Here is an 11,949-nt window from a genome sequence, read left to right as displayed (position 1 = left end):
TCTAACTTTTAACTTTTAATTTTTTCAAGAATGCTTCCACCGTATAAAAAGAACCAAACACCAGATAATGCTGATCATCCTCCATGCTATTTTGAAAATCACTGTACGGTAAACCAACTTTCTCCAATGCAGCTTCAATATCCTTTACCGTTGTCGCTCTTTGGGAATCGATCCTGATAATCTCTACCCGTTTAACCTTGGGTTTCAATGTTCTCAAAACCTCTTCATAGTCCTTATCATCCAAAGAGTTGTAGATAAGTACCGTATCCGGCTCCATCGCTCCGACGATCGCCTTTGCCGCCAGAGGATTATGTCCAACATCGATACGGATATTCTTCGTTAAAGGATAGAAGCGCCCGAAAAGTTCCAATGTTCTAAACGCTTCTATATCATATGGAATATTCAGAATATCCAGTGCTTGCAACGCCACCATTGCATTATCCACAAGATAACTGCTCCAAGATTTTTCAAAGGCAACATACTCTAACTGCTCCCTGGTCTCTACTTTCTGCTTACTAAGAAAAAACTCCACTCCTTTCTTCTCTGCGATCTGTGCTGCCACCTCCACTACTTCTTCATAAGGCTGTGGAGCAATAAGCACTTTACCGCCGGACTGGATACTGCGTATTTTAGTTGCAGCGATCTCTTCTATAGAATCTCCCAAAAAAGCCTGATGGTCGATCCCGATGGGGGTAATAACACTCAGCTCCTTGTCACAGACATTGGTTGCATCAAATTCTCCGCCAAGACCTGCTTCAAGCACCATCAAGTCACAATTCTCAAATACAACGAATGCCAACAGAGTGGTATACTCGAAATAACTCAGTGCATGACTCATCTTTTCACCCAAAATAGCAAAAAGCTTTTGGTGTGCCGCTTCCAGAACCTCATCAGAGGCATCACTGCCATTCATCCAGATACGCTCATTGAATTTCAGGATATGCGGAGAGGAGAAGTGGCCAACAGACAAACTTGCCCCCTGCTCCCTGCTCCCTGCCTCCTGGTAAGCGAGGTGGCTGATCATGCGTCCCGTCGATCCTTTGCCATTCGTTCCGACAACATGCACGGTCTTTGGTCGGTCGATATGCGGCTTGAGCATCCTATAGGCGACATGTACCCGCTCATGGTCAATCTTTTTGTAATAAAGCGGCTTTTTGTCTAAGAATTCCGCAAATGTCAAATCCTTCACTGCTACCTACTACTTTTTTCTATCAACATTCCCTTCGCACTGGCATAGGCAAGGAATTCGTTGAGTGATTTTTCCAGTCCTTTACGGATCGCTTCCGTTCTGAGGGCTGAAGAACTGATGGAACTCTTTTCGATATCAGATTCAAATACCGAAACGATCGTTTTGGAGAGCTTGCCTTTTTTGGTTACCATATCGAACTTCACTCTGATGTTGGCACGGTAACGGACCACATATCCGTCTTCATAAGTCAAAGGGGTAAAGGTACTGCCTTTATAATCGATGCTTATCTGGCTCTCTGCCTGATCTTTGGGAACGATATGCCCTTTGAAACGCGTATAGACCAGACGGTTCATCTCATCTTTGACATACGGCGCATTTTCCGGTTCTACCCTGTCAATGACCACTTCGACATAGACCGAATCAGAAAAGACGTTACGGATGAGATGAGAAGAGGGTTTGTAGCCGCACGCGGTTAATAGCAGCATTGCTGCTATTAAAGTGAAGAGTGCGCCCGAACGAAGTGACAAGTGCCCTTGGGGTGAAGAGTGAAGAGTGGAAAGTTGTGGTTTGTTTTTCTTTGAAAAACTTCTATTTAGTGTTGTCATCTTTTTACCTTTTTCAATAAAAACGGAGCCACTGCACCGCATACTTTCACTCTTCACTCTTTGTTATTTACCCTTCACTAAATTGGTTTCACCGCCAGGTTCACTAATTTATTGGGTACGACGATCTCTTTAACGACCTGCATACCCTGTAGCCACTTGTCTCCAGCCTCTTTGGCAGCAACCAGTATCTCCTCGTTTGATGCACCTGGACTGACCTCTATTTCGGTCCGTTTCTTGCCACCGATCATAACAACATAAAGAATACTCTCTTGCACAAAGACCTCCTCTTTGACTTTGAGTACGGCAGCAAGATTCTCTCTGTTGAAAAGCTGTTCACTCAATTCTGCAGTCACATGCGGGATGATCGGTTCGAGCAAATTGAGCATGATGTACATCCCCTCTATCCAGACATCGCCGTTGTCCTGCTTGTCCAAAGCATTGAGTGCTTCCATACAGGCTGCAATCAAGGTATTGAACGCAAATGTATTTTCATAGACATCCGTTGATTTCTGCAGAGCCTCATAGACTTTGACACGTGCCAGTTTACTCTCTTTGGATAGCCCGCTGTGGTCGATATCTATCAGCATGTTGCCTGTCACTTTGCTTTTTCTGTCATAAAGCTTCTTGATGAACCTGAAGGCACCCTCTACCGCCGAATCGTTCCACTCCAATTCTTTTTGCGGCGGTGCGGCAAAAAGGATGAAAAGTCTTGCCGTATCGGCGCCATACTTCTCGACCAGTGCGTCCGGATCGACGGTATTGCCTTTGGACTTGCTCATCTTGGCACCGTCCATCAGTACCATTCCCTGCGTCAACAGTCTTGTGAACGGCTCATCAATATCATGATGTCCGAGGTCACGCAGTACTTTGGTGAAGAAACGCGCATAAAGCAGGTGCAAAATCGCGTGTTCGATACCGCCGATGTACTGGTCCACCCCCAGCCAGTAATTCGCATCTTCTTTATCGATGCCCACCTCTTCCCACTTCCTGGGATTGGTTGCATAACGGAACTGGTACCAGCTTGACTGAACAAAGGTATCGAGTGTGTCGGTCTCACGGACCGCATCGGCACCACACTGTGGACAAGAGCAGTATTTCCAGGTCGGATGGTTTTCCAGCGGGTTCCCCTCTCCTGTGATCTCTACATCGTCAGGCAGTGCAACCGGCAGATTCTCTTTCTTTTCCGGTACAAGGCCACAGTTTGGACAATGCACGAACGGAATTGGCGCACCCCAGTAACGCTGACGGCTTACACCCCAGTTTCTGAGCTTATAATTGGTTGTGCCTTTCCCTTTGCCTTCCTCTTCCATGATATTGATGATCGCAATCTTCGCCTCTTCACTGCCCACGCAGGAGAAACGGCCACTGTCCATCAGGTCACCAGTTCCAGTATAAGGCAACTCGTCACCCCCCTGAATGACACGTTTGATCGGTAGATCGTATTTCGTGGCAAATTCAAAATCCCGCTCATCATGTGCAGGTACGGCCATGACTGCACCGCCGCCATAGGAGGCCAGTACGAAGTTCGCTGTCCACACCGGTATCTCTTCTCCAGTTAGAGGATGGATCACAGTAATGCCCAAAGGGTATCCCTCTTTGCCCTCCTGTGCACGCTCTACTTCCGTCATATTACTGATTGCTGTGATCTTCTCTGCAACTTTGGCACTCAGAAGATCATGCTCTACCAGATACTTGGTAATAGGATGCTCCACCGCCAAAGCCGAATAGGTCACACCGTAGATCGTGTCGGGACGTGTGGTAAAGACTTTGTAGCCGTCAAACTTACCGTCCAGTTTGGCTTTGCTTTCTTCACTCAGTTCAAAGGTGAATTCCAGCCCTTGCGACTTTCCGATCCAATTGCGCTGCATCGCAATGACCTGCGAAGGCCATTTCCCTTCAAGCTGTGCAAGATCGTCCAGCAGTTCATCGGCATACTTGATGATATCGAGGTAATATCCTGGCATCTCTTTGAGCTCTACTTCATTGTCGCAACGCCAGCAGCATCCCTCTTCAACCTGCTCATTTGCCAAGACCGTATGACAGCTTTCACACCAGTTCACTGTGGTCGATTCACGGTAAAGCAGTCCCTTTTCGTACATTTCAATAATAAACTTCTGCTCATGCTTGGTATAGAGCGGATCACAGGTAGCGAACTCGCGTGTTTTTGAAAAAGAGAGTCCCAAGGTATTGAGTTCTTTTCGCATATAATCTATATTGCTATAGGTCCACTCTTTTGGATGGCGTCCATGTTTGATAGCCGCATTCTCTGCAGGCATACCGAATGCATCCCAGCCAATAGGATGCAGGACATTGAAGTTCTGTTTGCGGTAATAGCGCGCAAAAGCATCTCCAATAGCGTAGTTTCGTACATGTCCCATATGCAGACGCCCGCTTGGGAACGGAAACATACTCAGGATATATTTTTTCTTCTGCTCATACGAATCCGACGGTTCAAATGCCTCTTCTTCATCCCATTTCTTCTGCCACCTGGCTTCAATCTCACTTGGGTTGTAACTCATTGTATCTCGCTTATTTTCGTGATTATTTAATAGAAAGGATTATATCGAAGATGGGGTTAGGGGGAGTTGTAGCGGTATCTTTAGAAATACCGCTGTACTCTTAAGCTTTCATAAAACCGAGATCACTTTGACTAAAGTTTTTCAGGTTGGGGAAAAGTGTATTGTTAAGTGTGTCATCCACGCCAAACCATTTGAGTACCGTTGCGAACTGCTGTTCAATAGCTATAGTCGGAATAATACGGCTCTCATCGACAGTCTGTTCAACTAGCAGAGGAAAATCCCCATACATCTGACCTCCATTTACTGCACCACCCATTACAAGATTGTGTCCTGCCCAAGCATGGTCAGTACCGTCACCGTTTTCTATTACACTTCGGCCAAAATCTGATACGGTAAAGGCAGTAACCTTATCTGACATACCCATCTCATCCATGGCTTTTTGAAATTTGTCAAGTCCAAGACTGAGCTCGCGTAGTAATTTGGGATGCATATCCAGTTGAGCACTGTGGGTATCGTATCCTCCATGTTCAATATAAAACACTTGCCTTTTTAATCCGTTTTGTTTTCCATAGTCAATCATCTTGGCTATGGCTTCAAAACTTTTTATCAAACTAACGCTCGGGGCTTCTTCCATATTTATCTGTGCCTCTGAAGGAAAAGAAAAAAGAGAATTTCCGTAAGAGTCCAAAGTACTGTATATTCTGGCATTGTCCCAAATATTAGTTAGTTCATCAACCAAAGAGTATGATTTACCTATCATCTTGTTGTATAAACGTTCAAATGGATTGCCTGTAAGGGATTCATTGAGTTGCTGACGTGTTGGGATCTCACCTGCTGCCCTGGTTTGATAGTGCGCAGGATTGGTTGCAAGTTCCAACGGATAGGTATGTTGCCCGACCAGAGAGTGATTATGTCCTGAAAATGAGATATTTTGGGTAATGATTCCAGAACCATTAATGCCCTGAAGATTGTCAAAAAGTCTTCCTATCCATCCATACCCTGTTGGGTTGTCTGCCTGTCCCGTCTCTTGTAGTCTTCGCTGCCTATCATGTGCAAAAAGCTGGTCAGGAAATACACCTGAGAGTTTTTGTTTGCTGACAGGATCAAATTTTGGTACCACCAGTGTCCCGACACTTGCTATGACCGCCAACTTGTTTTCATTCATCATTTGCGCTACCTCAGGCATCATACCATTGACTCCGATACCGGTATCACCAATATGATACATACCTTTACGGTAGGCATCTTCATTCAGGTTTGAAGCAACATCGTAAGGGTTTGCGCTGCTTAAATCAAGCTTGCCCTCTGTATTCAATGTCAACCCTTCAGAAAGGTCATCATACGAAACCACTAAATTCTTTCGGATATCTGCATATGTATCATACCCAGCCTCACCACTTCTCTCAGTAGGCAAAATCATATTAATGGCATCATTGCCGCCAAATAATGATATATATACTACTGCCTTATAATCATCAAAGGTTTGTGAGTCAGACGCATATATCTCTTGAGGAGCAAGCATCGGGGCCAATGCCGCAGTAATAGAACTGTTGTACATCAATCGTAAAAAATCTCGTCTCTCTTTTTTCATATCAAATCCTTTTATCTCTGTACCATATAGATACTAGTCGCTGTAATAAGATTGATTACATCAATCACCATCAGTCTGGCACCATTTCTATTTGTATTATAGAATGTATCCATGATATGATCTTTAATGATCTGTCTGCGCTGATCACCTAAACGATTGTTTACAAGCTTGGCATCAAGATATTCAATCAATGCTGTTGCTGCATTCTCTTTATAGGAATCTTTTGCCATATTGTCATAATTATTATTCAAAGCTTTTAAAACAAGTGAAACTTCGTTGTCATAGCTGATTATACATAAGTTCACCATATCTTCTGCCATACGGTCATTACGTCTCGTATCATATAAAAACAAGTTGCTCATATTTGTAATGGTCTGTGCACTCAGTATCTCTATTTCAGGTGCAACAAGTCCATTCTCCTGAAAATATGGATCGTTCGGTACAAAGTCAGGTGAAAAGTAGTTAAAGACCGTCGGTGCCCCTGTTGGAGCTTGCCCAAGACCATATTTCAGATCATCACTGAAAAGATAGGCATTCGTCACCATTCCGTCTGCTCCATCTTTCAGATTAAACTTATTACCATCAAAAGAGGGATAAGGAGAAACATCAAATGATCTCAACAGTTGTGTATAGGCCAGAAGCGGTTCTTTCATTTTTCCGAAATTACTCTCTTCCGAATATTCACTCCGGGCCTCTTCATCCAACAAGATCGCTCTGACAACCGCTTTCAAATCACCTTTGACTCCTTTACCATTATCGTTAAATACCGCTGCTACACGGCTGACATAGGCATCACTGGGATTAGAGGTAACAAGGCGTACGATCAGTTGTTTGCTTACAAATGGAGCAATATTTTCATTCCCCATCAATATATCTATAGCAGAGGCAATATCTTCGTCACCTGTCTGTCCTGCGCCAATCGTCGTTCCTAAAATATACTTTGTCCCCCCATCATGAAAATCAGCTGTATATTCTATAGGATGAATAAAGTCACTGTTGCGTAATGAGATATGCCCATATGCACCTCCCTCATAATCGTACAGGTCCCAACCGGTAAACACTTTGGAAAGTTCTTGCACATCCTGCTGTATATACGTCGGGATCGGTTTACCGTTCCCGTCTGTTTTTACTTCTCCATTCAGCTCAAGTTTGTAGAGACCAAGACTGAACAGCTGCATAAGTTCTCTGGCATAGTTCTCATCAGGTTGGTTTTTCTTTACGTCATCATGCTTTTTACTGCCGTTATATGTCAAGTAGATACTCATAGCGGGTGAGTGGGAAATGTCAATAAGCAGATCTCTGTAGTTACCGAAGGCATGTTTTACCAAAAGATCGTAATAGTATGAAAGTGCTTCTGCATTTTTTTCAAAGGCAGGCTCTCCATCAGATATAACCAGTATCTCGCTCAAAGCAAACGCAACACGCTGTCTGAGCTGGTCCGAAGCATTCAGCGCATTTTCAAACCAGACACTTCGATAGATACCTAGACTGGTTCGGGTAAATTTGGCAGTACCGTCAATATAATCCTCTATAGGCTGATCCCATATGGAGTTAGCCATTTTTGCAAGTTCAATATGACGTTCCAAATATGTCAGATGTGTATCCGTATTGCTGTCATATGCAGAAGGGGCATTAAGCTGTGCATCTACCCAACCTTCGATACCCATTTGCATTACCTCTTCCATACTCTGTTCCGTAGGCCCAAAGGTTGATTGTATCAGAAGTTTGAATGCATCTTTCCTGGATGCGGAAGTTTCGACAACATTGATATCAAAAGATTTCATACTTGAAGTAGTATCGTTCTCGGCTGAAGCACTGATAACAATATCTGCGGTTTTACCGATATCATTCGATCCTGGTATACCACTGAGTTTGCCAGTTTTCGTATCAAAAATTGCCCATGTCGGTTTATTGACAATACTAAATGTAAGTGAACCGGGACCTGAATAATCTACAAATGGAGCAAAACTGTACTCTTCACCTGCCCTGGCGATCGTTGCAGGCTCACCCACAAGAATGGCAGGATCATAATAAGCTGCATTCCGTACGGTAATACTGAAAGCCGGAAGCGGTGCTTTCCCTCCTTTGCCGTCTTTGGCAATGATAATAATGTCTTCAAAGGTCTGATCGGCAAAAGCTTCCGACGGTGTACCGCTCAGCCTTCCCGTCTCAGTATCGAATGTGGCCCATACCGGTTTGTGCTTTATGGTAAAAGTGATCGTGTCACCATCTGCATCGTTCGCATCCGGCTGGAAAACATAATTGTCGTTAACCAGGACTTCTGCCGGCGGCGTTCCGCTGATGACAGGAGGATTGTTCACTACCGTAATACTGAAAGCCGGAAGCGGTGCTTTCCCTCCTTTGCCGTCTTTGGCAATGATAATAATGTCTTCAAAGGTCTGGTTGGCGAAGGCTTTCGACGGTGTACCGCTCAGCCTTCCCGTCTCGGTATCGAATGTGGCCCATACCGGTTTGTGCTTTATGGTAAAAGTGATCGTGTCACCATCTGCATCGTTCGCATCCGGCTGGAAAACATAATTGTCGTTAACCAGGACTTCTGCCGCTGGCGTTCCGCTGATGACAGGAGGATTGTTCACTACCGTAATACTGAAAGCCGGAAGCGGTGCTTTCCCTCCTTTGCCGTCTTTGGCAATGATAATAATGTCTTCAAAGGTCTGGTTGGCGAAGGCTTTCGACGGTGTACCGCTCAGCCTTCCCGTCTCGGTATCGAATGTGGCCCATACCGGTTTGTGCTTTATGGTAAAAGTGATCGCATCACCATCTGCATCGTTCGCATCCGGCTGGAAAACATAATTGTCGTTAACCAGGACTTCTGCCGCTGGCGTTCCGCTGATGACAGGAGCAGTATTAAGTACCTTGATATAAAAACCATCCGTTTTACTGCCGTTTAACCATCGTGTTTCAAGACCGTCTGTTACACCAATATTGAATGTATATCGTCTCCTGTCGTCTGTTGTGGGGGTACCCGTGAGTTCTCCTGTTTCACTGTTAAATACCGTCCATGCCGGTTGATTGTATATTTTAAAGCGTAAAGGACTTCCGTCCTCATCACTTGCAACAGGTTTAAAACTAAAAGTCTCCCCAGGCAATATTTTATCTTTTTCGGGAGTACCGCTGATCGTTGGCGGCGTATTTACCAGAAGGGTATAACCATCCGTTTTCTCCGGATATAACCATGTTACTGTTTCCCCGTCAAATGCTCCGATATTGATATGACTATAATAGCCGACATCTGATACTGTCGGTGTCCCGCGCAAGATACCCGTATTCTTGTCGAATGTTGCCCATGATGGCATATTTCTGATACGAAAAATCAACGAATCACCGTCTACATCATTCGCTGTTGGCTGAAATTGGTACATTTCTCCGGGTATAACACTTTGAACAGATTCCCCTTCTATAGTCGGAGCTGTCGCAAAAACAATCGAAGTTAGAATCATATAGAAAAAGAGTGATCTGAAAAATATGGGATAATTCCATTTAAGCCTTATGCTTTGATCAATATATAACTCGGGGGAAGGTACTAAACTGAATAATCTTCGAATGGAATAAAGAAATTCCAGCTGTGTATTTATGTAGTTCATTTTAATGTCCTTCTTGTATTTTTTAAGTACAAGGTTTAAGACAATCAGGATGGATAGAATACTATCTAAATTCACAACAGTATGAAAGAGAGTATTGGCAACCCGACTATCTGAATCCTCAGACTCGTGGCTTTCCGTCCCTACCTCACGATAGGTTTGGCACAACAATATTTTTATTACGAGCTCATTATATCATATTTTTAAAAATTATGCAATTTTTTTCATATTCTATTGAAAAGTATCACATTATCGGATTCAAATCCGTATTTGAACCACTCAACCCTGACCTTGCAGGGCATTGTTTTTTTTATCCCTACTGCACCAGCTTTCATAGTACTGCCTCTAATCTTTATTTCTTTGATTATACCAATCAAAAGTAAAAATAGACTACAATATATTACTAAAAATGAGGAGCTCTTTTGTCATTAGCCTTAGCAAGAAAATATCGTCCTGCCACCTTTGATGACCTCATCGGACAGGATTCCGTCTCCCAGACGCTCTCGCTTGCACTTGATGGCAACAGACTCTCTCATGCCTATCTCTTCTCCGGTCTCAGGGGAAGCGGCAAGACCTCCACTGCCCGTATTTTTGCCAAAGCGCTGCTCTGTGAAGAGGGAACCACCTCTCACCCGTGCGGTACCTGTACCCACTGTATCATGGCTGCGGAGAACCGCCATATGGACATCATAGAAATGGATGCTGCCTCCAACAGAGGTATCGACGATATCAAAGACCTCATCGAGCATACCAAATACAAACCCAGCTCTGCACGCTACAAAATCTTCATTATCGATGAAGTCCATATGCTGACCAACCAGGCCTTTAACGCTTTACTTAAGACCCTGGAAGAGCCGCCCGATTTTGTCAAATTCATTCTGGCAACGACCGATCCGCTGAAACTACCTGCGACCATCCTCTCCAGGACACAACACTTCAGGTTCAAGAAGATCCCCCAAAATCTTGTACTCAGTCACCTTGAGCATATCATGAACCTTGAAAAGATTGAGTACGAAAAAGAAGCGCTTGAGATCATTGCCCGTTCGGGTGCGGGGAGTCTGAGAGATTCACTCACCCTCTTAGACCAAGCCATCGTCTACTCCAAGAACTTCGTAGATGTCGGTACGGTCACCGGTATGCTTGGGATCATCGAACCCAGCCTGCTGGAGGAACTGCTTGGCGATATCGTAAAAAAAGACATAACAAAGATACTCGAATTCATCAAACTGGCCTCGGACTACGAAGCGGAGATGATCCTCGATGAACTGACCCTGTATCTCAAGGAGCTTTTGCTGACGGGAAGCGGCCAGCTTAATCCTATGATCATTGAACGTTTTTTCCGTGTCATTGCAGAGTCAAAAAGCCTTCTGGCCCTGGGAAGTGACGGAGAGTTTGTCCTCTCTCTGGCACTCTTTAAGATGATGGAAGCCCTTGAGATTAAAGATATCGACACTATGATACGCGGCCTGGAGAAAGAACTCAAAGGCGTTGAGGTAAGCGAGATCATGGTCTCCACACCTGTTCCAGACCTCTCTACTCCCTCCGAAGTCATTACCATTACAGAAGAGGAGATCGTTGCAACTCTTCCCAAGGTGAGCGTTGAACCCCCGGCTCCCAGTGAGGCAAAAGAAACGGTCAACGAGCAAACAAGCCAAAGCAGAGCACAGGAAACAGAGAACAAAGAAGAGACAACTAAAGTCACTGAACAATCCGTAGAGACGACAGCCGCCCCTCTCAACATACAGGAAACACAACAGACCCAAGCAGAGGAGCAGGTTCAAACTTCTGTAACAGAAGAGAACATAGCAAGTCCTGAAAAGACAGAGTCAGCAAAAGAGCCTGCGAGGCAGTCTCAGCAACCGGTAGACAATAGCAGCAAAGAGAAGTTCAAACAGCTTATTGCAAAGATCTATGACCGAAACTACGATCTTGGAAGCTGTTTTGAAAGAAATATCGAATTTGAAAGTTTCAGCGAGAACAGGCTGACATGGAACTCCACCGCAGAAGGTAACGAAAAAAAGATGCTGGTCAACAATTGGGGTCTCATCAATATGTTCGTCAAAGAGCTCTTCGGATATGAAACAAAAATAGTCAATATAGCCAAAAAAAAAACGATAACAACGAGTAGTGAACAGGTAGCAGGTAACAACGAAGGAGCTGATTCAGAAGAAATTTCTTCTCTAAACGTTCAACACTCAACGCTCAATACTCAACCGGCCAAGCCGGTTCATAATGATGCTGATACAGGATCTATGATCGAAGATGTTGAGATGAAAAGCTCCTGTATTGCTCCGGAAGCAGGAGAAACGGAAGCAGCCCAAGAAAAAGATCCCTCGACACTTCTCGAAGAGCCTATGGTCAAAGCAGCAATGGAACTTTTGAATCCCAAAAAGGTCAGGATCAAGAAGAATGTGTAGAGCCCATAACAGTGCGTGCACCCAAG

General features: G+C 44.4%; 6 protein-coding genes and 1 riboswitch. Of the genes, 1 reads left to right on the top strand and 5 read right to left on the bottom strand.

All coding sequences use genetic code 11. From position 1 onward, the window contains the following. Window position 1: 1 nt before the first annotated feature. The 5 genes from YH65_RS01975 to YH65_RS11170 all read right to left on the bottom strand — a co-directional run bounded on the left by YH65_RS01975 (window position 2) and on the right by YH65_RS11170 (window position 9,365). The gene (locus YH65_RS01975) at window positions 2-1,189 is read right to left on the bottom strand and encodes a bifunctional folylpolyglutamate synthase/dihydrofolate synthase (protein ID WP_046550398.1); all 1,188 of its coding nucleotides are present in this window, start codon (window positions 1,187-1,189) and stop codon (window positions 2-4) included. 2 nt (window positions 1,190-1,191) lie between these two features. Beyond that, complete coding sequence (gene lptE / locus YH65_RS01970) at window positions 1,192-1,794, bottom strand: LPS assembly lipoprotein LptE (protein ID WP_245609209.1); 603 nt, start codon at window positions 1,792-1,794, stop codon at window positions 1,192-1,194. A 77-nt stretch (window positions 1,795-1,871) separates the two neighbouring features. After that, complete coding sequence (gene leuS, locus YH65_RS01965; protein ID WP_046550397.1) at window positions 1,872-4,313, bottom strand: leucine--tRNA ligase; 2,442 nt, start codon at window positions 4,311-4,313, stop codon at window positions 1,872-1,874. A 100-nt stretch (window positions 4,314-4,413) separates the two neighbouring features. Further along, the gene (locus YH65_RS01960) at window positions 4,414-5,904 is read right to left on the bottom strand and encodes a DUF1501 domain-containing protein (RefSeq protein ID WP_046550396.1); all 1,491 of its coding nucleotides are present in this window, start codon (window positions 5,902-5,904) and stop codon (window positions 4,414-4,416) included. Window positions 5,905-5,915: 11 nt separating this feature from the next. Further along, entirely contained in the window at window positions 5,916-9,365 is a 3,450-nt protein-coding gene (locus YH65_RS11170) for a DUF1800 family protein (protein WP_223156730.1), read from the bottom strand. A 237-nt stretch (window positions 9,366-9,602) separates the two neighbouring features. Continuing rightward, a riboswitch (cyclic di-GMP riboswitch) is annotated at window positions 9,603-9,680 on the bottom strand. Window positions 9,681-9,928: 248 nt separating this feature from the next. On the opposite strand from YH65_RS11170, the gene YH65_RS01945 reads away from it, so the two are divergent. Next, window positions 9,929-11,923 carry a DNA polymerase III subunit gamma/tau gene (locus YH65_RS01945; protein WP_046550395.1) on the top strand — a complete coding sequence of 665 codons (1,995 nt, stop codon included), beginning with the start codon at window positions 9,929-9,931 and terminating at the stop codon, window positions 11,921-11,923. The last annotated feature ends 26 nt before the right edge of the window (window positions 11,924-11,949 follow it).

This window comes from Sulfurovum lithotrophicum, assembly GCF_000987835.1.
In the GTDB taxonomy this organism is placed as follows: Bacteria; Campylobacterota; Campylobacteria; order Campylobacterales; family Sulfurovaceae; genus Sulfurovum; species Sulfurovum lithotrophicum.
This window is presented reverse-complemented; position numbering and strand designations above follow the sequence as displayed.

Coding starts and splice junctions, on each gene's coding strand:
- YH65_RS01960 (WP_046550396.1), bottom strand. CDS start 5,904: ATGAAAAAAGAGAGACGAGATTTTTTACGATTGATGTACAACAGTTCT.
- leuS (WP_046550397.1), bottom strand. CDS start 4,313: ATGAGTTACAACCCAAGTGAGATTGAAGCCAGGTGGCAGAAGAAATGG.
- lptE (WP_245609209.1), bottom strand. CDS start 1,794: ATGACAACACTAAATAGAAGTTTTTCAAAGAAAAACAAACCACAACTT.
- YH65_RS11170 (WP_223156730.1), bottom strand. CDS start 9,365: ATGATTCTAACTTCGATTGTTTTTGCGACAGCTCCGACTATAGAAGGG.